The sequence below is a fragment of the Hymenobacter segetis genome (assembly GCF_038448715.1).
GTDB lineage: Bacteria > Bacteroidota > Bacteroidia > Cytophagales > Hymenobacteraceae > Hymenobacter > Hymenobacter segetis.
In genome coordinates this window covers 32,783-57,980 of sequence record NZ_JBCEVZ010000006.1, presented here as the reverse complement: position 1 = coordinate 57,980, position 25,198 = coordinate 32,783, and the positions used below count along the sequence as shown (strand labels likewise).

The window sequence follows — 25,198 nt, the reverse complement described above, 5'->3', positions numbered from 1 at the left end:
ATGAATGTCTTCAGAAAACCACGCTCCCGTTTCCGCTACCACCACCGACCTCGAAACCCGCATCCGCCGCAAGCTGCTGGGGCAGGGCTTCATGCATCTCATTGGGGCCGATTTGACGGTTATCACCCCCGGCCGCGTCGAGGCCGAGCTTATCTTGGAAAATCAGCACCTCCAGCAGCGCGGCTTCGCGCACGGTGGCCTCATTGCTACCTTGGCCGATTTGGTGGCCGGCTTCGCGGCCGTGACGCTGGTGCCGGATACTTTCGGCGTGGTCACCTCCGATTTGAAAATCTCCTACCTGCACCCCGGCGTGGGCCGCCAGCTCCGCGCCATCGGCTGGGTGCTGAAACCCGGCCGCCGCCTGCACTTCTGCGAGGCCGAGGTGTGGTGCGATGACCTGATGATTGCCAAAGCCAGCGCCACGATGGCGGTGATTGAACCGGTTTAGATTTGGGCTTTGTACTAAAAACAATGATGGAAGACACCGCTGCCTTTCAGGCTGAGGTAGAAACTTGGCTACATGAGATTTTGACGAGTGAAAAACCACTTGGTGGAATTTCTGCTTATCGTTTTGGGCTTGGTGAAGTAGAAGAGGGCTACGTTCTCTACTTGGCTGGTTCGAAATTCTATGATGAAGAAGATGACGAATGGGCCGCTAATCCTCCAGAATTTCTTGCTGCGAAAGAACTTATCATTTCAGGGGATGAAGAACGGGAATGGTACTGGATACTTCTGGAGGTTATTTATGTGCTAGGTAGAGTATTAAGGAAAATGCCAGTGCAAACCTCTTTTTTAGGAGGCACTATTCCTGTTTATACTGGCTTTGAAAGTGGTGATTTGTACCGAATAAAATAATGCTCTCCCTCCGCACGCCCTCCGTCCGCGACTACTTCCCCTACGAACCCACCGACGACCAGGCCCTGCTCTTCACGCAGCTTGATGCGTTTTTGCGCGACCAGCTGCCCGGGCGTAAGGTGTTTGTGCTGCGCGGCTACGCGGGCACCGGCAAAACCACCGTGGTGAGCGCCCTGGTGCAATGGCTGCACAAAATGCAGCGCAAATACACCCTGATGGCCCCCACCGGCCGCGCCGCCAAGGTGATGGCCGGCTACGCGGGCGTGGCCGCCAGCACCATCCACAAAAAGATTTACCGCCAAACCAGCGGTTCGCCCTCCGAGCGGCTCAACTTCCAGCGCCAGCCCAACCGCGCCGAGCAGACGCTCTACATCGTGGACGAGGCCTCAATGATTTCGGACGAGAAAGCCTTCGGCGAGAACGGCTTGCTGGACGATTTGATGGGTTTCGTGTTTGAGAAAACCAGCAACAAGCTCCTCGTTATCGGCGATACGGCGCAGCTGCCGCCGGTGGGCCAGCTCCTGAGCCCGGCCCTCGACCCGGAGCTGCTGGCCCATCGCTTTCGGGCCGAAGTGGGCAGCGTGGAGTTGCGCCAGGTGATGCGCCAGGCCCAACAGTCGGGTATTCTGGTGAATGCTACGGAATTGCGCGAGGAGCTGCGCGAGGAAGCACCCAACATCCAGCTGCACACCAAGGGCTTCCGCGATATTTTCAAGATGGGTGGCGACAAGCTGGAGGACGGCCTGCGCTGGGCCTACCGCCAGTACGGCCACGAAAACACCACCATTATCTGCCGCTCCAATCGCAACGCTAATCAGTATAACCAGCTCATCCGGCGGGCATTGTTTGATGCGGAGGAGGAGATTGAGGGCGGCGACTACTTGATGGTGGTGCGCAACAACTACTACTGGCTGCCGAAGGAGTCAGAAATAGGCTTTCTGGCCAATGGCGACTTCCTGGAAATCAGGAAGGTGATTCGGCGCGAGGAGGTGTATGGCTTCCATTTTGCCCAAGCGCTGGTGCGGCTCGTGGATTATCCCGACGAGCCCGAAATCGAAGTCAAGCTGCTGCTCGATACGCTGCACACCGAGAGTCCGGCGCTGCCTTCGGACCGCAACAATGCTCTGTATATGGCCGTGAGCGAGGATTATGCCCACCTCAAAACCAAGGCCGAGCGTTACAAGGAAATGCGCAAAGACCCCTACCTCAATGCCCTGCAAATCAAGTTCGCCTACGCCCTAACGTGCCACAAGGCGCAGGGCGGGCAGTGGCAGGCCGTGTTCGTCGACCACGGCTTTCTGAAGCCCGACGAGCCGTTGGCGGGCGAGTTTGCGCGCTGGCTCTACACGGCCATCACGCGGGCGTCGGAGCGGCTGTTTCTGCTCAATTTTCAGCAAAAGCTGATAAGCGACCCGGTGGAGGAGGAGTAGCGACGGCTAGGGATAATTTCGTTCGGGAGGGGGATTTGCTGATGAAAATATCTACCTTGCGGTGTTTATTTTTTCCACTTTTTTCTACAAACCCCCTTTCATTCATTTCCCATGAAACACTTCTCCCTGGCAGTGCTGTTTGTGCTGCTTGCAACCCTGCTGGCTCCGGCCCAAACCCGCGAAATCTACACCAACCCCAAATTCCGGGAGCTGGCCAAAGAGCACAAAACCCTGGCGGTGCTGCCCTTCCACACCACGCTGCAGCTGCGGCCCGCCGAAGTGAAGAAAAACGGCGGTGCCGAAGGCGTGCGGGCGCTGGAAGAGCGGGAGGGCCGGGGCGTGCAAAGCGCCCTGCAATCGTACTTTCTCAAGCAGAAATCCGACAAAGACATGGACGTTGACGTGCAGGACATTGCCCGGACCAACGCGCTGCTGGCCAAAAACGGCGTAACGACCGATAAGCTGGCCGCCATGACCATGGAGGAGCTCGCCCAGATGCTGGGCGTCGACGGCGTGATTTCGGGCACTTTCGAAAGCAGCCAGCCCATGTCGGGCGGGGCCGCGGTGGCCATGATGATGGTGGGCGGCTTTTCGGGCCCTACCAATACGGGCAAGCTGGCCATCAGCATCAACGACGGCAAGAGCGGCGAGCTGCTCTGGAAGTACGACAAAAGCCTTTCGCGCGGGTTCGGTTCCGATACTAACTCCATTATTACCACCATCATGCGCAAGGCTTCGCGGCAATTTCCGTACTCCAAAGAATTTAAAGGGTAGCCAATTGGTTAAAAGGTACTTCACCAAGTCTTCAGGCGGGGCTGGCTAGTTTGGTCAGAAATTTGTGAGTGCGCCCGAAAGCACTAAATTTGTTCATCCCTCAGCTCATCACCGTTTCTTCTTTTTGAATTTTATGAAAAAAACCCTGCTTCTCGCCCTGAGCCTGACCGCTGCCGCCTACTCCGCCCAGGCCCAGGCTCCGGCTGCCAAAGCCGCCACTACGGCCGGCCCCGCCATCACGTTTGAAGAAGTGAAGTACGACTTCGGCTCCGTGGTGCAGGGCGGTACCGTCGACCACACGTTCAAGTTCAAGAACACGGGCACGGCTCCCCTCGTCATCTCCAACATTGGCGTGAGCTGCGGCTGCACCACCCCGGAGTGGACCAAAGCCCCGATTGCTCCCGGCAAAACCGGTACCATTGCTGCCCACTTCAACTCGGCCGGCAAAATGGGCATGCAAAACAAAGTGCTGACCATTGAATCGAACGCCACCGCCGGCAGCACCACCGTTTCGCTGGTTGGCGAAGTGAAAGAGGCCACCACGGCCGCTGCCAGCGCTGCTCCCGCCGCCACCGAAACGATTTCGACCATGGCTGCTCCCGCTGTTAAGGACAACGGCAAGAAGGTGAAAGAAAAAGTAGGCGACACCAAGCTGAAAGCCAAAGTGAAATAAGCTTTCGCCGGAACTGAAAACACCATAAAAAAGGCCGCCTGCGCAAGCAGACGGCCTTTTTTGCGTCCTGAATAAATTGCTTACAGTTCGCGCACGGCCAAAATAAGGCTCACCCAGCCGGCCAGAAAAAGCAGCCCGCCCAAGGGGGCCACCGCGCCCAGCTTGGTTACGCCCGTGAAGCACAGGGCATAGAGCGAGCCGCTGAACACCACGATGCCGCCCAGCCAGAGCGCGCCCGTGGTGCCCAGGCTGCGCAGCTCGGGGCGGGTGGCCCAGAGCACGCCCACGGCCAGGGCCGCCAGGGCGTGGTAAAACTGGTAGCGCACGGCGGTTTCGAAGGTGTCGGCGCGGCCGGCCTTTACCAGCATATCGTGTAGCGCATGGGCCCCGAAGGCCCCGATGGCCACGCCCAGACCGCCAAAAATCGCGGCCAGCTGAATCAAAAGTCGAGCTGTCATAATGAAGAATAAAGGAGAATGGAAGCGCGAAGGTAGCCCCCGGCCCGCACCCCGAGGCATCAGATTTGACGCTTGAGGCGCAGGGTGGTGGTGTGGAGGTTGCCATCGGGCCGGCGCAGCACGAGCAGGAGCACGCGGCCGTCTTCGGAGTGCAGCATCCGGTCGAGCTGCGTCAATGAAAAAGTGTTGGCAGGTAAGAAATTGACACTGAGTAACTCCTCATTGGCTTCGATGCCGGCGGTGGCGGCCGGCGAGTCGGGCATGACCTGGAGTATCAGAAACCGGCGGTAGTCCTCGCCGGTAGCCAGCAGGTCAATGCCGGACATATCGTGCTCAAACGGCTCCCGGAATTTGGCGTTGGGGCGGAGCAGCAGCCGGCGGTGGGGGTAATCGATGACGAGGGCAAACCGTTTCAGCAACTCGTAGCCGATGTTGCCATTACGCGGCACGTCGATGCGCCGGTGGACATCGCTGGCATCGGGGAAGGAGGTGAGGACCGAGTGCAGGGTGTAGCGGCCCAGGTGCAGGGTGGGCACCCGCCCCAAAAAGCCCTGCACCGTGCCCGAAAGACCGCGGCCCAGGTCGGTGGGCAGGCGGCGGGCGGGGCCCGTCATGCGCGGGTCCGAGTCCAGCTCCAGCGACAGGGCGTGGCTGGCCCCGGTATCGAGCACCAGCTTGAGCGGCATCGTGAGCGTATCGTTGAGCTGCACGGGCACGGTGAAATACGCCTTGTTGTTTTCCAGCGAGAGCGGCAGGCTCGACCAGCGCTTGCCGCGGGGGGCGCGGTAAGTGGCCGGGTCGGTGAGCACCAGCGTGGTCGTTTCCGAATGAATGGCGACCACGAAACTGCGGAACAGCTCGGAGCCCAGAATGCCGCTGATGGGCACGCCCACGTAGCCCGAGAGGTTGAGCACGTCCTCCGACATCACCAGCCAGCTCATGCGGGGAGCCACCACACCGGGCAGCTCCACGCGCACGCTGTCGGTTTGGTAGGCCAGCAGGCCGGTATCGGTGCCGCCCATGCCCACTACCCGAAAATAGTCCTTCCGATGCAGGCGCAGTGAGTCGGCCAGCTGTGGCGAGGTAATGATGGACATGCCTACGCCGGAATCGAGCAGGAAATTGAAGGGGCCCGCCCCGTTCAGGCGCATCTTCACCACCAATAGGTTGCGCTGCACCTGGAAATCCAGCGTGGCCTGATGGTGCTTGCCTTTGGCAAACACAAACGGGCCAGGCGGCAGCGCGGGCTGGGCACAAACGGGCGAATGCAGCCCCCGGCAAAGGGCCCAGGCAACCAGCAGAAACACTACGTGCGGGCTACGCATAATCGGGACAACTCAAGCAGGCCGGTAAATAAAGCGAAAAGACGCGCCATTATTTACATAGGGTGCCAACTGTCATCGAATCTGCGGCATTGCCCATTCGTTCGCGCCTACCCGGGAGCCTCCCAGGTGCCCTCGGGCGCGTAGCGCAGTGCCCCGTCGCTGATGAGCAGTGGGGCCGTTAAGTTGTTGTGATAGAGCTGGCCCGTGCCTAGGCCCTGGGCAAAGCCGTGCACGTCGTACTCGCCCGTGAGCTGGGCCACGGCATTCAACCCAACATTAGATTCCAGGGCCGAAGTAATCCACCAGCCGATGCCGCGCGCCTCGGCCAGCGCAATCCACTGGCGGGTGGCGGCGTGGCCGCCCAGCAGCGTGGGCTTGAGCACGATGTAGGCCGGCCGCACCGCATCGAGGAGGGCGGCTTGCCGGGCCGGGTCGGTCACGCCAATCAGCTCCTCATCGAGGGCAATGGGGATGGGGGAGGTGCGGCACAGCTCGGCCAGAGCCACCGGCTGGCCTGCCGCAATGGGCTGCTCGATGGAATGGATAGCAAACGCCGCCAGCTGCGCCAGCTTGCCCAGGGCTTCAGCCGGCGCAAACGCGCCATTAGCATCCACGCGCAGCGTTAGCTGCTCGGGCGGCGCTACGGCCCTGATTTCGGCCAACAGGGCCAGCTCGGTGGCAAAATCCAGCCCCCCGATTTTGAGTTTCAGGCAGGAGTAACCAGCCGCCAGCTTTTGCTGAATTTGCTCCCGCATAAAGGCCGCGTCGCCCATCCACACCAGGCCATTGATGGGCAGCGCCGCCTCGCCCCGGCTGAAAGCATTATCGTAAAGCTGATGCCGCCCACCCCGGCCCAGGTCGAGCGCAGCGGTTTCGAGGGCAAACGTGAGTGCCGGCAACCCCGGACCCACAAACGCCGGGGCATCGGCTGCCGAAAAAGCAGTCAATGCCCCGGCGTTGAAGCGTTGGCACAAATTAGCAATGGCCCGGGGAAAATCGGGGCCATAATCGGGACTGAGGCCCGCTAGTGGGGCAGCCTCCCCGATGCCCTCCACTATAGGCAAGGCATCATCGACCAGGTGGAGGTACCAGGCCACATGTTCGGCCAGGGCTCCGCGCGACGTGCGGGCCGAAAAATTGAAGCGCAGCGCGCGGTGTGAAAAGCGGAGATGAAGCATGGCGCAAAGATGCGTGCCATGCCTCATCGGTGGGCCGTGGCGGCGGTACTTTACTTTACCTGGACGCTTTTGCCGCGCCGGCTTACGAGGCCACCCTTTCGGCCGGCATCCCGGGCCTCATCGGCCGAGAAGCGGTGGCCGCGGCCACTGGCGTGCGATGCTTTGCCACCCTCGCTGGCAATGCGGCGCTGGGTTTCAGGGCTCATGGCGGCGAAGCCGCGACGGCTCTTGGTGCCCACGCGGTTAGCAGGGCGGGTATTGCTTTTCAGTGCGGGAGCAGCGGTTAGCTCGGCAGTTAGGGCGGCGGTTTTCATATGATTAAGTAAAGAAGGTTTGGTATGTTGCAATGGTAGTGTGGATAACCAACATTACCTACCATTCTTACTCTTAATTGTTGCTTTTATTGCTAAAACAACGCGTAAATACCGCTTTTTACCTAGGGGCTTCTACGTATTTCTACCTGTTTCTACGTGTTTAATCGGGCCAAAACCGTCCCCGCCAGCTCCGGGATTTTGCCCTCGTCCCACAACCTACGAACTGCTAATCCGGTTAGTGATGCAGGCCCGATTATTTTTCACGGCTCTTTTGCTATGACTCCCGCTCCCGTTTCACCCGCCGCCCCCCGTGTAGCCCCGGTCTGGCTGGCCCGCTACCGCGCTGTGCGCGCCCAAAGCCAGGCCCTGTGCGCGCCCCTGCTGCCCGAAGACACCGTGGTGCAGCCCATGCTCGACGTGAGCCCACCCAAGTGGCACCTGGCCCACACCACCTGGTTCTGGGAAACCTTCCTGCTGACGGAGTACGCGCCCGGCTACCAACTGTTTCACCCGGACTACGCGTACCTGTTCAATTCCTACTACAACTCGCTGGGCTCGCGGGTGAACCGGGCCGACCGGGGCACGCTCTCGCGCCCGGCCCTGGCCGATGTGCTGGCCTACCGCGCCCACGTCGACGCCGCGCTGACCCAGCTCCTCACCGAGCGGCGCGACCTGCCCCCGGTCTTCTTCGAGCTGCTGGAGCTGGGCCTCCAGCACGAGCAGCAGCACCAGGAGCTGTTGGCCACCGACATCAAATACATCCTCAGCACCAGCCCGCTGGCCCCGGCTTACATCGGTGAGGAGTTAGCTGAGGTAAGAGTTAGCAGTGAAGAGTTAAGGGTTGATTCGGCTGATGCTCTTGCCCCAACTCTTAACTCTTCACTGCTAACTTCTAACTCAAAAGCAGCATCCTGGCTGCCCGTGCCCGGCGGCGTGCACCGGATTGGCTTTCAGGAAAGCGGCTTTTGCTTTGATAACGAGCTGGCGGCGCACGACGTGCTGCTGGCCCCCTTCGAGCTGCAAAACCGCCTGGTGACCAATGCCGAATTTCAGGCGTTCATCGAGGCCGGCGGCTACCGCGATTTCCGCTACTGGATGGGCGAAGGTTGGGATTTGGCGCAGGCGCAGGGCTGGGAAGCGCCCCTCTACTGGATGCGGCACGCCGATGGCTGGCACCGCTTCACGCACCACGGCCTGCAGGCGGTGCGGCCCGACGCGCCGGTCACCCACATCAGCTTTTACGAGGCCGATGCCTATGCCAACTGGGCGGGCGCACGCCTGCCCACCGAGGCCGAATGGGAAACTGCCGCCCGCCACTTCGGGGCCACCACCAGCGCCGGTACCTGGCTCGAAAGCAACCTCTTCGACCCGCAGCCCCTGCCTGCCGATGCCGACCCCGCGCAGTGCCACCAGCTGCTGGGCGACTGCTGGGAGTGGACCTACTCAGCCTACCACGCCTACCCCGGCTACGCCCGCGCCGCCGGCGCGCTGGGCGAATACAACGGCAAGTTTATGGTGAACCAACTGGTGCTGCGCGGCGGCTCCTGCGCCACGCCCGAAAACCACATTCGCGTCAGCTACCGCAATTTTTTCCACGCCGACAAGCGCTGGCAGTTCACGGGCATTCGCCTGGCGCGCTAAGCGGGCTGCCGCCTTTCTTTGTTTCTTCAGCTTATCCTATGCCCATTTCTTCTATTCTGAGCCCCACCGCAACCGAGCTGGCGCGGCACGTGGCCGACGGCCTGCACCGCACGCCCAAAGCCTTGTCGTCGATGTATTTCTACGATGACGCGGGCAGCCGCCTGTTTCAGCAAATCATGGATTTGCCGGAGTATTACCCTACGCGTGCCGAGTTTGCTATTTTCCGGGAGCACGGCGCGGCCATCGCGGCGGCCCTGAGCCCGGCGGGCGGCGGCGACTTCGCGCTGGTGGAGCTGGGCGCTGGCGACGGGGCCAAAACCAAGCTGCTGCTGCGCGAGCTACTAGCCGCCGGCACCCCGTTCACCTACGCCCCGGTGGATATCTCGGCGGGTGCCATGACGGGGCTGGTGGCCGCGCTCAAGCAGGAGTTGCCGGCGCTGAATGTGGCCCCGGTGGTGGAGGACTATGCCACGGCCCTCACGCAGCTGCGCACCCGGCCGGGCAGCAAAGCGGTGCTGTTTCTGGGCTCGAACATCGGCAACTTCGGCCCGGCCGAGCGGCTGGATTTTCTGCGCCAGCTGGCCGCGCCCCTGGCCCCGGCCGACCGCCTGCTCATCGGCTTCGATTTGCAGAAAGACCCGCGCCGCATCCGGGCGGCCTACGATGATGCCCAGGGCGTGACGGCCGCCTTCAACCTCAACCTGCTCACCCGCCTCAACCGCGAGTTGGGGGCTGATTTCGACCTCGCCCACTGGCAGCACTACACCGATTACAACCCCCTGAACGGGGCCGTGCGCTCCTTCCTAGTAAGCACCCGCGCCCAGCAGGTGCGCGTGGAGGCGCTGGATGAAACCTTCGATTTTGCGGCCTGGGAGGTCATTCATACCGAAAACTCCTACAAATTCACCCTGCCCCAGATTGAAGCCCTGGCCGCCGAAGCCGGTCTGCGCGTGGTTGAATATTTCACCGATGCGGCCACCGATTTTGCTGATGTGGTGCTGGCGGCGCGGTAGGGTTGCCAGTACCTCGCAGAAAGAAATTAACCTGTTCAGGCCGTCATGCTGAGCGCAGTCGAAGCATCTCTACTGAGAGAGTAATCCAATCGAAGCAACGAAGCGGTAGAGATGCTTCGACTGCGCTCAGCATGACCGGCGGTAACTCCAACAGAAAAATCCCCATGCTCAGCCTCGCCTCCGGCTACGGAAATTTTGCAGTCCCCGAAGTGGCCCTTGCCGCCGCCGATGAAGCCCTGTGCCCCGTCCGGCAGCACGGCCAGCCGCTGCCCGTGAGCCCCGTGGCCGGCCTGCCCGAGCTGCGCGAAGCCCTAGCCTACCGCTACCGCCAGCGCGGTGCCACCAGCGTCACGGCCGAGCAGGTGGTGGTGACGGCCGGCACCAAAGCCGGTCTGTTTGCCCTGCTCAGCGAAATGCTGCGGCCCGGCGACGACGTGCTGCTGCCCACGCCCAACTGGTTCGGCTTCTACGACCTGGTGCGGCGGGCGGGCGGCGCGCTGCGCCCCCTGCCGCTCAGCGCGGCCGATAATTATGCCCTCACGCCCGAAACGCTGCGGGCAGCCCTCACGCAGGCCACGCGGCTGCTCATCATCAGCAACCCCAATAACCCTACCGGCCGCGTGTATTCGCGGGCTGAGTGGACGGCAATAGTGGCCGTGACGGCCGAATTTCCGGACCTCTGGGTGCTCAGCGACGAGATTTACGAAGGCATTAGTTTCGGGGCGGAGCCGGTGCCTACGTTGCTGGCGCTGCCCGGCCCGCACGAGCGGCACGTGGTGGTGAGCGGCTTTTCGAAGTCGCTGGCGCTGGCGGGCTGGGGCGTAGGCTGCCTGGTGGCCCCGCCCGCGCTGGCGCAGGCGGTATCGGCGCGAATATTCAGCACCGGCCTGGCGGTGCCGGTGCCGGCCCAAATGGCCGCGCTGGCCGCCACGCAGCACGCCGAAGCCATTGGCGCAGCGCTGTGTGCGCAATTGCAGCCCACCCGGCAGCTGCTGCTCGATGGGTTGGCGGCCCTGCCCGGCGCGCGCGCCGTGGCCGCCCCCGAAGGCACCTACTACGTTTTCGCCGATTTCACCCGTTTCCTCGCGCCCGGCTTGCCGGCGCTGGAGGCCTCGGCCACGCTGGTGCGACAGCTGGCCGCAGCCGGCGTGGAAGTGGTGGACGGAGCCACCTGCGGCGCGCCCGGCTTCCTGCGCCTGTCTTACGCCGTGGCGGAGGCCGATTTGCGGCGGGCGCTGGCCATTATCGGGAGCGTGGTGGGTGTGTAGAGACGCGACTCTTCGCGTCTTGGCGTTGAATGACTCCCAAACGGCGCATACGCCGAGACGCGAAGAGTCGCGTCTCCACATCGGCCCGCAACATCGATGCAACCCCTTGCGAGCGGCCCGCCCGTACCTTTGCCGGGCTTTTTCAGGGAATTATGTTTAGTAATATTCGTCCTCATTTGCGGCCCACGCTGCTGCTGGCGTATCCGGTGGTGCTGTCGCAGCTGGGGCACATCATGGTGAGTTTTGTCGATTCGGTGCTGGTGGGGCGCACGGGCACCGTGCCGCTGGCCGCCGTAAGCCTGGGCGTGAACAGCACCAACGTCATCATGATTCTGGGCATTGGCCTGAGCATGGGCAGCGTGCCGCTGGTGGCCGCCGCCGACGGCCGCCGCGACCTGCCCGACCTAGCCCGCCTCCTGGTGTCGTCGGTGTGGCTGAGTGTGCTGGCCGGGCTGGCGCTGGCCGGGCTGGGCCAGCTGGTGCCGCCGCTCATGCACTACCTCGGCCAGGCCCCGGCCGTGGAGGCGCTGGCTGCGCCCTGGGTGCGGGTCATCAGCTGGTCGTTTTTGCCGCTGATGATTTTTCAGGGCTTCCGCGAGTTTGCTGAGGGGCTGGGGCTTACGCGGCAGGCTATGTGGCTCTCGGTGCTGGCCAACGTGCTGAACGCCGCCCTGTGCTACGCGCTGGTGTTCGGCCATTGGGGCGCACCCCAAATGGGCCTGATGGGCTCGGCCTGGGCCACGCTCATTGCCCGCACCCTCATGGCCGGCCTCATGGCGGCGTATGTGCTGCTGGCCCAGCGCCTGCATCAGTACCGCGCCGCCGTGCATAGCTGGCTGCCCGACTGGGCCACGCTGGCCCGGCTGTTCGATATCGGCGCGCCCATCGGCGTGCAGATGGCCTTTGAAGTGGGCGCTTTTGCTACGGCGGCCATTATGATTGGCTGGCTGGGTGCGGTGCCGCTGGCGGCGCATCAGGTGGCCATCAACCTGGCTTCGATAACCTACATGGCGGCCAGCGGCATTGCGGCGGCGGCCACCATCCGGGTGGGCAAGCTAATGGGCGGCGGCGATATGCCAGCGGCCCGGCAGGCCGGTTTCGCGGCGTATGTGCTGGGGTTTGGGTTTATGGCCACGATGGGGGCGCTGTTTATTGCCCTGCGGCATCAGGCCCCGCTGCTGTATAGCCACGATGCGGCCGTGGTGGCGCAGGCCGGCACGCTGCTGCTCATCGCGGCCTTGTTTCAGGTTTCTGATGGCTTGCAGGTGATGGGGCTGGGCGCACTGCGCGGGCTGGAAGATGTAAAAGTGCCTTCCGTGGTGGCCTTGCTGGCGTATTGGGCCGTGGCGCTGCCGTTGGGCTATTTCCTGGGTTTTCGGCTGCACTATGGCGCGCCGGGCGTGTGGACGGGGCTGCTGCTGGGGCTCACAATAGTTGCGGGCGTGCTCATCGTGCGCTTCCGCCGCGAGACTGCGCCGGGTTACATCGCTGAGCCGGTAGCTGTACCGTAGTGCGAACTACAACCTGCGCGCTACGGTTCGCGCTATGGCCGCCGGCAATTCGCGCCGGCTGCGGGCATCTTCTTATTTTGCACCCATGCTTTCTGTTCTAACTACGCTCTTAACGGCCGCCGCGCTGCTGCAAGGCCCGGCTGTGAAACTCCAATCTGCGGCCGCCCCTACGGCCAAACCCGCGCCCGCAGCACCCATCCCGTGGTCGGCCACGCGGCGGCTCACAATAGCCGACTTCCAGGGCCATCCCGGGCCTTCGGACCGGCTGGCCTCGTCCACGGCCAGCGACCTCAAGTCCAATGCGGCCTGCCGCGACTTCGTGTTCAGCGCCACCGTGACGGCCACGTTCGACCCCAATACGTCGTGGTTTCAAAACCCCAAGCTGGCTTCCGAAGCCCTGTTGCGCCACGAGCAGTTACACTTCGACATCACTGAAGCCTATGCCCGCCTTATGCGCCAGAAGCTGGCGGCCTTCGCGGCGAAGGCCGATTGCAACAAGCTCCAGCCGGCTTTCAACAACGTGACCAAAGCCGTGTACGCGGCCTGGGACAACGAGCAGAACCGCTACGACCAGGAAACCGGCCACGGCCTGAACGCCGTGCGCCAGGCCGCCTGGGAAAAGCAAACGCAGCTGAAACTGGAGCAGCTGAAGATGTTTGCGGTGCAGTAGGGGCGGGGATGATGCAATTGTTGAAAAGAACGGTCATGCTGAGCGCAGCCGAAGCATCTCTACCGCGAGAGTAATCCAATCGATAGGATTTACTTGCGCGGTAGAGATGCTTCGACTGCGCTCAGCATGACGTTCTGGTTTATTTATTCCCAGCCCATGAATTTCCCAACTACCCCCATCACCTGGGCCGACTTTGAGCGTGTGGACCTGCGCGTGGGCACTATCCAAGAGGCGCGGACCTTCCCAGAGGCGCGGCGGCCGGCGTATCAGCTGCTCATTGATTTTGGGCCGGAAATCGGCCTCAAGAAGTCCAGCGCCCAAATCACGCACCACTACACGCCGGCGGAGCTGGTGGGCCGTCAGGTGCTGGCCGTGGTCAACTTCCCGCCCAAGCAGATTGGAAAATTCCGCTCCGAAGTGCTGGTAACCGGCTTTGCCGATGCCGACGGGCACATTGTGCTGGCCGCCGTGGCCGGTGCGGTGCCCAATGGGCAGCGGCTGGTTTAGTTGGTTTTGGGGGGCGGGCCCCACTGGTCGGCGGCGGGCTGGTTGGCTTTGGCGGGGTTGAGCCGGGCCTCCCGATGGGTCAGCGTGTCGATAACGCCGACGTAGATTTCGTTCAAATCCTTGTTGTGGATGCCGTAGTAGCGGTAGCTGCGCTGAAAAGCCGAGTCGGTGACTTCGTGCTTCCAATACAGGTTTTTCTGCTGGGCCAGGAACAGCGCCCGGCTCGAATCGGGCGAGAGGCGGCTGCTTTCCACCTGGGCTTCGAGCTGGTGCAGGTCGGCCAGCATCTGGGCCATTTTCTCCCGGGGTACCAGGTCGAGTGGCTTGGGGGCTTCTTCAGGGCGCTGGCAGGCGGGCAAGGCGAGCAGGAGGGGGGCCAGCACCAAGCCCAGGCAGCAGCGGCAGAATGATTTCACACCACAAAGTTAGTCCCGCGCCGTAGCTTCGCCGCCATGAACCCCTCCGTGCCCTCGGCCCTCACCGACCTGGTGCGCCGCCTGCGCCACCTCGAAATCCGCATTCGCAAGGCGGTGGAGGCCCAGCTACAGGGCGATTTTCACTCCGTATTCAAAGGCACGGGCCTCGAATTCGACGATGTGCGCCTCTACCAATACGGCGACGAGGTGCGCGCCATCGACTGGAACGTGAGCAGCAAGGGCCACGGCACCTTCGTGAAAACTTACAAGGAGGAAAAGGAGCAGCAGGTGCTGGTGCTGCTCGACGTGAGCGGCTCGCTGGACGTGGGCGACGGCCAGCGCCGCAAGCTGGACGTGGCCCGCGACATCGCGGGTCTGCTGGCCCTCTCGGCCGCGCGGCAGGGCTCGGCGCTGGGCTTGTTTGCGTTTTCAGACCAAAAGGAGCTGTATCTGCCGCCCGGCAAGGGGCCGCGGGCAGCGTATGCGCTCATTAGCCGGCTGTTTGGGCTGGTGCCGGTTTCGTCCCGCACGGGGGTGGGAGCGGGCATCCGGCAGGCGCTGGGGCTGCTCAAGCGCCGCAGCCTGGTGGTGCTGGTGTCCGATTTTATCGACGGCAACTACGAGCGCGAGCTCACCATGCTGGCCCAGCGCCACGACCTGATTGTGGTGCAGCTCCAGGCCCCGCGCGAGCGCACGTTTCCGGCCCTGGGCATCGTCCCCCTGCGCGACGCCGAAACCGGCCAGGTGCGCTGGGTGAATACCTCCAGCCCCGATTTCCGCAACCGCATGGAAGCCACCGCCGAGCGCCAGGAAGCTGAACTGGTGAACATCTGCCGCCGCCACCGCACCGGTTTCCTGGCCCTGAGCACGGAGGGCGATTTTGTGCCGCAGCTCGTGAATCTGTTTCGTCACCGTCGTCAATCGGGCCGCAATGGGTAAGCTAATAGGGCATTTTGAGGGATGGAAGCGTGTGATGCTCAGCCTGATTTTTAGCTTGCTGTCGGGCATTACTGCTTTGGGTCAGAACCCGCCACCCATCCCGCAGGGCCGCTTTCTGAAGCAAACTACCCTGGTGGGCGAGCCGCTCGACTACGAGCTGCGCTACGAGCACGCCCCCGATTTGGAGGTGGTTTTCCCCGATTCGCTGGCCAAATTTGCGCCGTTCGAGTACGCGGGCAAGACCTTTTACCCCACCCGCACCCGGAACGGCATCAGCCTCGACCGCGCCGTGTACCACCTGCGCACCTTCCGGCTCGATTCGGTGCAGACCTTGGCCCTGCCGGTGGCTGTGCTGCAAGGCCCCGATACGCTGAGCATCCTGCCGCTGCCCAGCCGGGTGCGCCTGCTGCGCACGGCCGCGCCGCTGCGCAGGGCCGCCCAATTGCCGGCCCTGCGCCAAAACCTGGTGCTGGTGCCCGTCGAGCCCATTTTTAACTATCCCTACTGGCTGGCCGGGGCGCTGGCCGTGCTGCTGCTGCTGGCGGGCGGCGCGGCGCTGTTTCGGCGGGGGCTGGTGCGGCGCTATTCGGCCTACAAGCGGCGCAAAAACCACGGTTATTTCCTGGCGCAGTTCGCGCGGCACGTCGAGCGGTTCGAGCTTTCGCGCTCGGCTACCAACGTGGAACGGGCCGTGGTGCTCTGGAAAAACTACCTCGCCGGCCTCGAAAACAGCGGCCTGAACTCCTTCACGACCCGCGAAATTGTGGCGTATTTCGAGAATGACTCCGACGTGCGAAAGGCGCTGAATGCGACCGATAAGGTGATTTACGGCAACGTGCAAACCGAGGAAGCGGCCGAGGTTGACCGCGCCTTCCAGCGCCTGCGGGGCTTTGCCGAGCGGCGCTACGCGTCGGTGACGGAGTAGCGCGGACTTTTAGTCCCCGAGTCCAACCATTCTGCAAATCCCGGGCGCGGACTAAAAGTCCGCGCTACTTTCGCCCCGCTTGAACGACTTTTTCAACCTCCTCCGCTACACCACGCTGGCCGGCTACCAGTGGCAGCAGCCGCGCCTGTTGCTGCTCATCGCGGCCGTGCCGCTGCTATTTGTCCTGCGCTGGGTGCTGGCCCGGCGGCGGGCGCAGGTGGCGGTGGCCTTCGCGCCCGGCCCCGTGCGGCGCGACTGGTCGGCGGTGCTGCGCTTCATGCCCGATGTGGTGCTGGGCCTCGCCCTCAGCTTCGCCATTGTGGCCCTGGCCCGCCCCCAGCGCACCGACGAGCGCGTGGAGCAGTTCGGCCGGGGCATCGACCTGGTGCTGGCCCTCGACGTGTCGGGCTCGATGGAAATCGAAGACCTGCGCCCCAACCGCCTCGAAGCCGCCAAGCGCATTGCCACTGATTTCCTGCAATCCCGCGCTGGTGACCGCCTCGCCCTGGTAGCCTTCGCCGGCGAAGCCTACTCGCTGGCCCCCCTCACCACCGACTACGACCTGCTGCGCGAAGACCTCGCCGGCCTGCGCGTGGGCATGATTAAGGAAGACGGCACTGCCATTGGCAGCGCCTTGGGCGTAGCCACCAATCGCCTGCGCGAGTCCACGGCCAAGTCGCGGGTCTGCATCCTGCTCTCCGATGGCGAGAACAACGCCGGCAGTCTCGACCCGCTGCTGGCCGCGCAGCTAGCCCACGCCTTCGGCATCCGCATCTACACCATCGGGCTGGGCAAGGATGGTTTCGTGCCCTACGGCCAGGATTCGCTCGGCCGCACCCGCTACGTAAACACCCGCCTCGACGAAACCACTATGCGCCAGCTCGCCGCCGCCGCCGATGGCCGCTTCTTCCGCGCCACCGATACGGGGGCATTGCGCGAAGTTTTCGCCCAAATCAACCGCCTCGAAAAGTCCGAAATCAAGCAGCTCCGCTTTCGCAATACCAAGGATTTCTACCGGCCGTACCTGTGGCTCAGCATCGGGCTCTGGCTGCTGTGGCTGGTCCTGAAAAGCACGTTTCTGAGCAACCCGCTGGAGGATTAGCGGGGTTATGGGTTATTGGTAATTGTGAAGGACGTCATGCTGAGCGCAGTCGAAGCATCTCTACCGCTCAAGTAATCAATACCATTTACAACGAAGCGGTAGAGATGCTTCGACTGCGCTCAGCATGACGTTCTATTCAAGCTCGTTCAAACAAACACCCATGTCCATCGCCGATAACATCCACCGCATCAACGCCGAGCTGGCCGGCACGGCCGCCCGCCTCTGCGTCGTCACCAAAACCCACCCCGTCGAGCTACTACAGGAGGCCTACGCCGCCGGAGCCCGCTGTTTCGGCGAGAACCGGCCCCAGGAGATGGCCGCCAAGCACCCCCAGCTGCCGCCCGATGTGGAGTGGCACCTCATCGGCCAACTCCAAACCAACAAAGTGAAGCTGCTGGCCCCCTTCGTGCACACCATCCAAAGCATCGACAGCCTGAAACTGCTGCGCGAAATCGACAAGCACGCCGCCGCGAACAACCGCGTCATCAACGGCCTGCTGCAATTCCACATCGCCCAGGAAGAAACCAAATCGGGCCTTTCGCTGGCCGAAGCCGAAGAAATCCTGACCTCGCCGGAGCTCCCGCAGCTCACCCACGTGCGCCTCACTGGCGTGATGGGCGTAGCCACCTTCACCCATGATGAGAACCAGCTGCGGCAGGAGTTCCAAACGCTGCATAGCTACTTCGACCACCTCAAAGCCACCTATTTCGCCGAATCCCCAGCCTTTGCCGACATCTCAATGGGCATGAGTGGCGACTATAAACTGGCCGTGGCCGAGGGCAGCACGCTGGTGCGGGTGGGCAGCGCCATTTTCGGCAGCAGGGGATAGGGCCTTTCGCGCACTGCGACCCTCTGCGTAAACCACTGCGCCCACTGCGGGAACAGACGCCAGAACAACCCACCAAGCGCGGCGCTGGAAATTCTTCTATCTTCCGTCCCTAGTCCGCCGCAAATTCCCACTATGCCCGCCACCACTGCGTCCTCGCCGCCCCCACCGGCCATTGTGGCCAACCAGCACATCTACGACGACTATTTCGAGGAGGAATTCACCCGCACGGTGGACGAAAACATCCTCCAGCTGCTCGACCGCGTGTGGTTTCGCTCCGAGCTGGTGGGCTTCGAGAATTTCCCGCAGCGTAACAACCCCGACCGGCCCCTGATTTTCGCCAGCAACCACTCCGGCATGGCCTTCCCCTGGGATGCCATCGTGGCGCTGTCGCACCTGTTCCGCTACCTGCCCCGGCACGAGAATATGAGCGACCTGCCGCGCCCGCTCTCGGCCCCGCTGCTCTCGCAAACGGCCCTGATGAACCCCTATCTGGTCAGAGACTTCTGGAAAAAATGCGGCTGCGTGGATGCCACGACGCTGAATTTCGAAACCATGATGTACTACCAGGACCACAACCTGATGCTCTACCCCGAGGGTGTGCCCGGCATCGGCAAAGGGTTCAACCGCAAGTACCAGCTCCAGCGCTTGGCCACCAGCATGGTGCGCCTGGCCCTGCAGCACGGCACCGACATCGTGCCCTTCTACACCATCAACGCCGAATACCTCAACCCCTACGCCTACAGCTGGGACGGCATTAACAACCTCACCAAGAAAATCGGTATCCCCTTCCTGCCCCTCACGCTGCTGCTTTTGCTGGTCCTGGTTCAGCCCTGGGCCTTTTACCTGGCTTTCCCGGCCAAGCTCGTCTTTGTGATGGGCACCCGCATCCGCCCCTCCGACCTCACCACCAAAACCGTGGATGAGCTGAGCCGCGAAGAATACCTGGCCCTCAGCGAGCAAATCCGCCAGCAGATGCAGGCCGAAATGGACGCCGCCGTGCTCGCCCACGGCCAAAAGCCCTACCGCTGGGCCGAGCTCTGGCAGCGCATCAAGGAAAACCGCCGGTTCTTCCCGTTTTTCCTGCCCTTCGCCTGGCCCGCCATGTTCACCGAGTTCGAGCGCCTCTACGTGAAGGAGGGCCGCCGCAATTTTCGCATGCAGCTCGACAAGCCCGGCGCGTGGCTGCGCATGCTCTGGCGCAACCCCATAACCCTGGCCTATTTCATCCCGTTGTTAGGCTGGATTCCGCTGGCAATCAAAGGCTACAAAGGCAATAAGCTGGGGCAAAAGCAGAAGGCTTACCGTAGCAGCCAGAAGTAGGGCGGGGCAAGCCCCGCACCCTACAACGCGCTCCCACACCCTCCCTCCCAAAATCCCACCCAATGCCCTCGTTTCAACACCTGCTGCTCAAGCAGTTTCTCACGGCGGCGGCCGCCCCGCTGGCCCGTCGCAAGCCCAGTGTAGGGGCCATGCGCCTGGCCATGGAGGCCGGCTCCCTCTTCCAATTCATGCCTTGGAAGGTGAATCTGGAAAGCTTCAAGCTCGATAACCGCCTCGAAGCCGAGTGGCTGCGGCCCCGCGCCGCCCACCCCACGCGGGTGCTGCTCTACCTGCACGGTGGCGGCTACGTGCTCGGCTCGCTCAACACGCACCGCAGCCTGGTGGGTAGCCTGGCCCAGCGCACGGGCCTCAACGTGCTCACCATCAACTACCGCAAAGCGCCCGACCACCCGTTCCCCGCCGCGCTCGATGATGCAAAGCGGGCCTACCGCTGGCTGCTGCGCCACGGCCACCAGCCCCACGACATTGTGGTAGGCGGCGACTCAGCTGGCGGCGGCCTCGCCCTTGCCTTACTGCTGGCCCTGCGCGATGCCGGCGAAGCCCTGCCCGCCGCCGGCATCGGCCTCTCGCCCTGGACCGACCTGAACCTGCCCATCACCGCCCTGCGCCGCGTGGCCCGCGAAGAAGGCCTCCTGCTCGAAGCCCTGCAAATGCGCACCTGGGGGCCGCTCTACGCCCACAAAACGCCCCTCACGCACCCGTTGCTCTCGCCCGCGCAAGCCGACTTACACGGCCTGCCGCCACTGCTCATCCAGATTTCCACCGCCGAAGTGCTGTATAATGACGTGGTGAAATTCACCCGCAAAGCCCGCGCCGCCGGCGTGCCTGTCACGCTGCAACCATTTGAAGGACTGGTGCATTGGTGGCACCTGTTCTGGCGCGTGGTGCCCGAAGCCCGGCAGGCGCTCGACCAGGTCGCGGCCTTCCTGACTGAGATATGGGCGCAGCCAATTGCCGCCCCCGTGCGCCTGCCGCAGGCCGAACGGCGCATGCCCGTGCGCCGTCGCGCCGCATAAGCTGTCGCTGAATGCGTTGCGGAGGATAGAGGCCGGTATCAAATATCCAGGAAATCGAAAAAATAAATTCTCTTTTTGATGATTTTAGGCCACTTTTGGAGAAATCCGGCGTACACGGCTCAACTATGTTAGCGAGTGTTCGTAGGTTTGCATCGAATTTAGTCGGCTTGCATACTACTTTGGTATGGCAATGGGCTTTAATACAGTAAGTTCCCTTTTTTTCTTTCACCCCAACCCGTTTCCTGCACCATGGAAGATTTGTTTAAAAAGTTCGTAAATGCTGGCGTCGGCTACATCGCCCAGGGCAGCAAGTCGGTTCAAAGCACCATCGATAAGTTGGTGAAGGACAATAAAATGACCCAGGCCGAGGGCAAGAAAATTGTGGACGAGCTGCTGAAAAGCGGCGAAACCAAGCGTGCCGAGCTCGAAAAGCAGTTCCAGGGCATTGTGGAGCGTGCGAAAAGCACCGTGGGCCTGAGCGATGCCAAGCCCGCCAAAGGCAAAGCCGCCGCCAAAAAGCCCGCCCCCAAAGCCGCCGCTAAGCCCGCCGCGAAAGCCGCCAGCGTAGTAAGCGCCGCCAAAACCACCGCCAACCAAGCCGCCAGCCGCGCCGCCGGTGCTGTGAAAAACGTGGCCGACCGCGTGAGCGCTGCTGCCAGCACCGCACAGAAATCCACTGCTGCTACGGCCGCCGCCGCTGCCAAACCGGCCGCTAAGCCCGCCGCCAAAGCCGCCGCCGCAACGGCTGCCAAACCTGCTGCAAAAGCCCCCGCCGCGAAAGCTGCCGCCAAACCGGCCGCCAAGCCCGCTGCTAAACCGGCCGCAAAGCCAGCGGCGAAGCCTGCTGCTTCGGCTGGCAGCGAAGGCAACGCGTAAGCGGCTTCCTGTTATCAAGGAAAAACCCCGTTTGCCTGGCGCAGACGGGGTTTTTTAGCGTAAAAAATTGACTCTAAAATGAGTCTGGCGGGCACGGTAGCCGGCCAAAATCTGCGAAATCAGATTAATCTGCGTAAATCTGCGGTTGATGTTTAAAAATACGATTTCCAACCTCTCCCGCATTCGGCAGGTGGCCGAGGTGTTGCTGCGTTATGGTTTCGAGGATGTGGTGACGACCACGCCGTTGCGCCGCCTCGTAAGCCAGGCGCGACGCCTGAGCTGGCAGCGGGCCGACCGGCAGGTGTTTGAAACCACGCGCTGGGAGCGGGTGCGTCTGATTATCGAGGAGTTAGGGCCGACGTTCATCAAGCTGGCCCAAGCCATGAGCAACCGGGCCGACCTGCTGCCCGAAGCCCTGATTGACGAGTTTGAGAAGCTGCAAAGCAACGTGCCGCCTTTCGAAACGGCCGTGGCCCGCCAGATTATCGAGGAGGAGCTGGGCCGGCCGATTTCGGAGGTTTTTAGCGAGTTCGATGATATCACGCTGGGCTCGGCCAGCATCGGGCAGGTGCACAGGGCGCGGCTGCTGACCGGCGAGGAAGTGGTGGTGAAAGTGCAGCGCCCCGGCGTGCGCGAAAAGGTGCGCTCTGACTTGGCTTTGCTGCACGAACTGGTGCGCCTCACGGCGGGATTTCTGCAGAAGCAGGGCCTCGCCAACCCGCAGGATATTGTGGATGCGTTTGAGCGCAGCATGAGTAAGGAGCTGGATTACACGGCCGAAGCCCGCTCGATGGAGCAGTTTCGCAAGCTCTACGAGGACTACACCACGTTTTACGTGCCCAAGCCCTACCGCGAGCTGAGCACGGCACGCATTCTGGTAATTGAGTTCGTGAGCGGCTGCAAGATTACCGACAAGGCGCAGTTGCAGGAGTGGGGCCTGAGCCCCGCCGAGGTGGCTGAAAACGGCATGGACATCTACCTGACCCAGATTTTTGAGTTCGGGATTTTCCACGCCGACCCGCACCCCGGCAACGTGCTGGTGCGCCCTGATGGCACCATCGTGCTCATCGATTTCGGTATGGTGGGCCGCCTCACTAAGCAGCAGAAATACGCCTTTGCGGGCGTGTTTATCGGTATGGCGCGACAGGATGCGCGCAGCATGGCGCTTAATTTCAGACGACTAGCCCTGACGGCCGAAATTCCGGACATGCGCGCTTTCGAGTCGGACCTGAGCCAGCTGATTGAGGATTTCGCCATGCTCGACGTGAAGGAGATGAGCATGAGCGACCTAGCCGACGCGCTGCAGGGCATCATCTATAACTACAAGTTGCAGGTGCCGGGCGCGGTGTTCCTCATCCTGCGGGCGCTGGTGATTCTGGAAGGAATTGGCAAAGTTTTGCACCCGAATTTCAATACGTTTGAGTTCGTGGCACCCTACGGAGCCAAAATTATCCGCGAACAGTATTCCCGCGAAAACCTGCTTACCGAGGCCGAATACACCGGCACGCAACTGCTGGCCCTGCTCCAAACCCTGCCCGCCGATGTGCGCCAGATTGTGCGCAAAATCAGCAAAGGCGAGCTGCGGCTGAAGTTTGAGCTGGTGGGCTACACAACCCTGCTGCGCAAGGCCGACCAGCTGGTGAGCCGCACCATTCTGGCCTTGCTGGGCGTGGGCGGGCTGCTGTTTTCAGGCCTGTCACTCATGGGCCGCTACTCGCCGGATATGCACTACCACCGCGGCGTGCCCGAAATAACGTGGTGGAGCTTGGGCGCAACGGGCTTCCTGCTCCTGATATTGCTGCTGCTGGGCACCCGGCGGCGCGAGAAATAAGCTCAGGCAGCGAATTTGGATTGAAGGTTTGGCACCGGGCCTTGCGCGGCCCGACCTTTGCGGCCGTGTGGTTGTATTTCGGCCCGCCTGCTGCAATGTCTGCTTCCTTCGTCGTCCGCGTTACGTTTGCTGTTTTTGGGATTTTATGGGGAGCGATGCCGCGTATTGCCGTCGCCCAGACGGCCCCGGCCGGCCCGCCGGTGTTGCGTGAAGCAAGCCTGCAAACTGATACCGCCACCTACCTGCTGAGCCGTAACACCGTGGCCGTGCAGGGCGGGCCGGCGTTGTATTTCTGGTACCGGCGCGACGATGAAACCGTGGAGCTGCGCCTCTACCCGGCCAATGCGAAGCCCCTGCGCCTGCGCCGCAACCCCGATTTTCAGCAGCTCGACTCCCTCACCAAAGAAGATGACGGCGGCTTCCGCACCCGCCTCAAGTTCCAGAATCTCACCAGTAGCCGCTTCCTGCGCCTCGTGGTGGAGCAGGCCGCCGACTCGGCCGGGCGTGCACCGCGCCGCGAAGTGGTGCCGCTGCTGCCGCTGGTGCATACCACGCTGGGACTACGGGTGGCTGATAACGAATTGTTTGTGGGTGAAGAAAAGGTGTTTGAGCTCACCAGCTCCAACGCCCGCAACGTGCACGCCACCGGCGAGTGGGTGCGCGGGGCCGAATTCGACTACCGCCTGGTGGCCGAGGCCAGCGGGACGCTGCGCCTGCACGTACTGCCCAACCAATTGGGCCTGCGCACGCTGGCCGTGAAGCTGCAAACGGAGCGCCCCATTCTACTGGCCGGCAACCGCATCAGCTACCAATTGCCGGTGCTGAAGCAGGAATTCAACGTGAAGGCCAGCCGCCTGCGCTTCCTCTCGCCCGATAAGCGCAGCGTGACCATGGACGATGTGAGCCGTCGCAAAGGCACTGAACTGATTCTGGACAATGGCCGCAGCTTTGAGTTGCGTCGTACTTATCGGGTTGAGGACCAGGAAGAACCTGGTGGAACGCTCATCGCCGAAATCTTCACCCGCCAGTTCCTCAGCAACGACCGGGTGCTGTGCTACCTGCGCCCCTACAACACCCACCGCCAGACCGAGGGCTACCTCTACATCAAGGAAAACGACGTAGCCCGCTACCTCACCAACCTCGATATCACGCCCCAAACCGTCATCCGCAACGTGCAGGTACTGCACCGCGGCGGCGAATGGACCTCCGGCCTGAGCGTGAGCCCCGGCGAAACCGTGGACGTACGCCTCGAAGGCGAGGGCCTGCAAAAAGCCCGCATCTCCTTCGAGGATTTGCCAGTCATTCCTTCTGACTCGTCGGTGCGCACCGATGCCCGGCTGGTATACCGCGTGCGGGTGCCGGTGAGCTACGACAAGCGCAAAAGCAACATCTACAACGCGGGCCAGGCAACTGGCTATACGTTGAATATCAAGGAATTTCAGCGGCCTCATCCGCTCGATTTTGTATCGGTGACGTATGGCGACGCGGCCCGGCCCATTACCCGTCTCAACGGCCCGGTGCTCTACGACGGCACTATCCGCGACGTGGTGTTTCAGTTCAACCCCAACGCCATCGACACACCCGACCTGCTCTTCGGCAAGCAGTACCTGAGCTTCGAAATCCGCACCCTCAACAGCAAAGGCGAACTCATCGAGCTGCGCAACGTGGAAAGCCTGCTGGTGTGCCCCGGCGACAATTCGCCCCGCGCCACTTTCTACCAGGACAAGCAGTGCCGCACCGACCCGCTCAGCCTCAACTCCCTGCTGGGCCGCAAAACCTACGACCTCGACGAGTGGAGTCGCATCGTGGTCACGGTGAAGCACGTATCCAGTCAGTACGGCGAAACCGGCTACACCCAAACCGTGGAACTGGTGCTCAAGCGCCACTATAAGTTCGACATCGACGTGAGCTTCCCAGCGGGCCTGCTCACGCGCAAAGAAAAGGAAAGCAGCTTCGGTGACCTGGGTGGTATTTCGCTGGCTACGCTGGCACAATTCAGCTTCTACAGCCCCAACAAAATCAACCGCCTGCGGCCGTACAAAATAGGGGCTGGCTTTGTGGCTCTCAACGCCTTCAACCTGGGCAGCAGCAGCGCCAACCGCGACCTTGGAGTCGTAATTCTCGGCTCGGTGTACCCCACCCGGCGCGAGGCCAAATTCACGTTTCCGCTCTACCTGGGCGGCGGCTACTTGCTGGGTACCAATCAGTGGTTTTTCATGCTCGGGCCAGGCATTGGGGTGCGGCTGTAGCGCGGGCCGGATGGCGGCAGTCGGCTGGCTTTTCGGGTCATTGGCAGAAAAAGCAGA

The 25,198-nt window shown here is 62.5% G+C and carries 25 protein-coding genes; 20 read left to right on the top strand and 5 right to left on the bottom strand.

The window, feature by feature from the left end; genetic code table 11:
- Window positions 1–4 precede the first annotated feature (4 nt).
- The 5 genes from AAFH49_RS04225 (at window position 5) to AAFH49_RS04205 (ending at window position 3,732) form a co-directional block, all read left to right on the top strand.
- Entirely contained in the window at window positions 5–448 is a 444-nt protein-coding gene (locus AAFH49_RS04225; RefSeq protein WP_342296247.1) for a PaaI family thioesterase, read from the top strand.
- 23 nt (window positions 449–471) lie between these two features.
- On the top strand, window positions 472–855 hold the full coding sequence (locus tag AAFH49_RS04220) for a hypothetical protein (RefSeq protein WP_342296246.1): 384 nt from the start codon (window positions 472–474) through the stop codon (window positions 853–855).
- Window positions 855–2,285, top strand: coding sequence for an ATP-dependent DNA helicase (locus AAFH49_RS04215; RefSeq protein ID WP_342296245.1), 1,431 nt, complete (start codon window positions 855–857; stop codon window positions 2,283–2,285). Before AAFH49_RS04220 ends, AAFH49_RS04215 begins: the two co-directional genes overlap by 1 nt.
- A gap of 111 nt (window positions 2,286–2,396) precedes the next feature.
- Window positions 2,397–3,059: a DUF4136 domain-containing protein gene (locus AAFH49_RS04210; RefSeq protein WP_342296244.1), complete on the top strand. Its 663-nt coding sequence runs from the start codon at window positions 2,397–2,399 to the stop codon at window positions 3,057–3,059.
- A gap of 133 nt (window positions 3,060–3,192) precedes the next feature.
- Entirely contained in the window at window positions 3,193–3,732 is a 540-nt protein-coding gene (locus AAFH49_RS04205; RefSeq protein ID WP_342296242.1) for a DUF1573 domain-containing protein, read from the top strand.
- Between the two features lie 80 nt (window positions 3,733–3,812).
- On the opposite strand, the gene AAFH49_RS04200 is transcribed toward AAFH49_RS04205, so the two are convergent.
- The 4 genes from AAFH49_RS04200 to AAFH49_RS04185 all read right to left on the bottom strand — a co-directional run bounded on the left by AAFH49_RS04200 (window position 3,813) and on the right by AAFH49_RS04185 (window position 7,007).
- The gene (locus AAFH49_RS04200) at window positions 3,813–4,190 is read right to left on the bottom strand and encodes a DUF423 domain-containing protein (RefSeq protein WP_342296240.1); all 378 of its coding nucleotides are present in this window, start codon (window positions 4,188–4,190) and stop codon (window positions 3,813–3,815) included.
- Between the two features lie 59 nt (window positions 4,191–4,249).
- Window positions 4,250–5,515: an aspartyl protease family protein gene (locus AAFH49_RS04195; protein WP_342296238.1), complete on the bottom strand. Its 1,266-nt coding sequence runs from the start codon at window positions 5,513–5,515 to the stop codon at window positions 4,250–4,252.
- A 107-nt stretch (window positions 5,516–5,622) separates the two neighbouring features.
- Window positions 5,623–6,693, bottom strand: a complete 1,071-nt coding sequence (locus AAFH49_RS04190) for an o-succinylbenzoate synthase (RefSeq protein ID WP_342296237.1) — start codon at window positions 6,691–6,693, stop codon at window positions 5,623–5,625.
- A gap of 50 nt (window positions 6,694–6,743) precedes the next feature.
- Window positions 6,744–7,007 carry a KGG domain-containing protein gene (locus AAFH49_RS04185; protein WP_342296236.1) on the bottom strand — a complete coding sequence of 88 codons (264 nt, stop codon included), beginning with the start codon at window positions 7,005–7,007 and terminating at the stop codon, window positions 6,744–6,746.
- A 276-nt stretch (window positions 7,008–7,283) separates the two neighbouring features.
- On the opposite strand from AAFH49_RS04185, the gene egtB reads away from it, so the two are divergent.
- The 6 genes from egtB (at window position 7,284) to AAFH49_RS04155 (ending at window position 13,617) form a co-directional block, all read left to right on the top strand.
- Window positions 7,284–8,648, top strand: coding sequence for an ergothioneine biosynthesis protein EgtB (gene egtB, locus AAFH49_RS04180; protein WP_342296234.1), 1,365 nt, complete (start codon window positions 7,284–7,286; stop codon window positions 8,646–8,648).
- Between the two features lie 38 nt (window positions 8,649–8,686).
- The gene (egtD, locus tag AAFH49_RS04175; RefSeq protein ID WP_342296232.1) at window positions 8,687–9,661 is read left to right on the top strand and encodes an L-histidine N(alpha)-methyltransferase; all 975 of its coding nucleotides are present in this window, start codon (window positions 8,687–8,689) and stop codon (window positions 9,659–9,661) included.
- A 164-nt stretch (window positions 9,662–9,825) separates the two neighbouring features.
- Window positions 9,826–10,929 (top strand): pyridoxal phosphate-dependent aminotransferase, encoded by a 1,104-nt coding sequence (locus tag AAFH49_RS04170; RefSeq protein WP_342296231.1) that lies wholly within the window; start codon window positions 9,826–9,828, stop codon window positions 10,927–10,929.
- 152 nt (window positions 10,930–11,081) lie between these two features.
- On the top strand, window positions 11,082–12,440 hold the full coding sequence (locus AAFH49_RS04165; RefSeq protein WP_342296230.1) for an MATE family efflux transporter: 1,359 nt from the start codon (window positions 11,082–11,084) through the stop codon (window positions 12,438–12,440).
- 85 nt (window positions 12,441–12,525) lie between these two features.
- A complete protein-coding gene (locus tag AAFH49_RS04160) occupies window positions 12,526–13,110 on the top strand; it encodes a DUF922 domain-containing protein (RefSeq protein ID WP_342296229.1) in 585 nt (194 codons plus the stop codon).
- A gap of 156 nt (window positions 13,111–13,266) precedes the next feature.
- A complete protein-coding gene (locus AAFH49_RS04155; RefSeq protein WP_342296227.1) occupies window positions 13,267–13,617 on the top strand; it encodes a tRNA-binding protein in 351 nt (116 codons plus the stop codon).
- Here AAFH49_RS04155 and AAFH49_RS04150 read toward each other — a convergent pair.
- Window positions 13,614–14,033 carry a DUF4296 domain-containing protein gene (locus AAFH49_RS04150; RefSeq protein ID WP_342296225.1) on the bottom strand — a complete coding sequence of 140 codons (420 nt, stop codon included), beginning with the start codon at window positions 14,031–14,033 and terminating at the stop codon, window positions 13,614–13,616. The two genes, AAFH49_RS04155 and AAFH49_RS04150, sit on opposite strands and share 4 nt — an antisense overlap.
- Before the next feature lie 36 nt (window positions 14,034–14,069).
- Here AAFH49_RS04150 and AAFH49_RS04145 point away from each other — a divergent pair, with 36 nt between their 5' ends.
- The 9 genes from AAFH49_RS04145 (at window position 14,070) to AAFH49_RS04105 (ending at window position 25,141) form a co-directional block, all read left to right on the top strand.
- Complete coding sequence (locus tag AAFH49_RS04145) at window positions 14,070–14,972, top strand: DUF58 domain-containing protein (protein ID WP_342296224.1); 903 nt, start codon at window positions 14,070–14,072, stop codon at window positions 14,970–14,972.
- Window positions 14,965–15,897, top strand: a complete 933-nt coding sequence (locus AAFH49_RS04140; RefSeq protein WP_342296223.1) for a hypothetical protein — start codon at window positions 14,965–14,967, stop codon at window positions 15,895–15,897. Before AAFH49_RS04145 ends, AAFH49_RS04140 begins: the two co-directional genes overlap by 8 nt.
- A 79-nt stretch (window positions 15,898–15,976) precedes the next feature.
- Window positions 15,977–16,999 carry a VWA domain-containing protein gene (locus AAFH49_RS04135; protein ID WP_342296222.1) on the top strand — a complete coding sequence of 341 codons (1,023 nt, stop codon included), beginning with the start codon at window positions 15,977–15,979 and terminating at the stop codon, window positions 16,997–16,999.
- 160 nt (window positions 17,000–17,159) lie between these two features.
- Window positions 17,160–17,828, top strand: coding sequence for a YggS family pyridoxal phosphate-dependent enzyme (locus tag AAFH49_RS04130; RefSeq protein ID WP_342296221.1), 669 nt, complete (start codon window positions 17,160–17,162; stop codon window positions 17,826–17,828).
- A gap of 132 nt (window positions 17,829–17,960) precedes the next feature.
- A complete protein-coding gene (locus AAFH49_RS04125) occupies window positions 17,961–19,148 on the top strand; it encodes a lysophospholipid acyltransferase family protein (RefSeq protein WP_342296220.1) in 1,188 nt (395 codons plus the stop codon).
- Between the two features lie 62 nt (window positions 19,149–19,210).
- Window positions 19,211–20,185: an alpha/beta hydrolase gene (locus AAFH49_RS04120; RefSeq protein ID WP_342296219.1), complete on the top strand. Its 975-nt coding sequence runs from the start codon at window positions 19,211–19,213 to the stop codon at window positions 20,183–20,185.
- A gap of 249 nt (window positions 20,186–20,434) precedes the next feature.
- Window positions 20,435–21,061, top strand: a complete 627-nt coding sequence (locus tag AAFH49_RS04115) for a phasin family protein (RefSeq protein WP_342296217.1) — start codon at window positions 20,435–20,437, stop codon at window positions 21,059–21,061.
- Window positions 21,062–21,209: 148 nt separating this feature from the next.
- Window positions 21,210–22,892 (top strand): ABC1 kinase family protein, encoded by a 1,683-nt coding sequence (locus AAFH49_RS04110; protein WP_342296216.1) that lies wholly within the window; start codon window positions 21,210–21,212, stop codon window positions 22,890–22,892.
- 155 nt (window positions 22,893–23,047) lie between these two features.
- Window positions 23,048–25,141 (top strand): hypothetical protein, encoded by a 2,094-nt coding sequence (locus tag AAFH49_RS04105; RefSeq protein WP_342296214.1) that lies wholly within the window; start codon window positions 23,048–23,050, stop codon window positions 25,139–25,141.
- The last annotated feature ends 57 nt before the right edge of the window (window positions 25,142–25,198 follow it).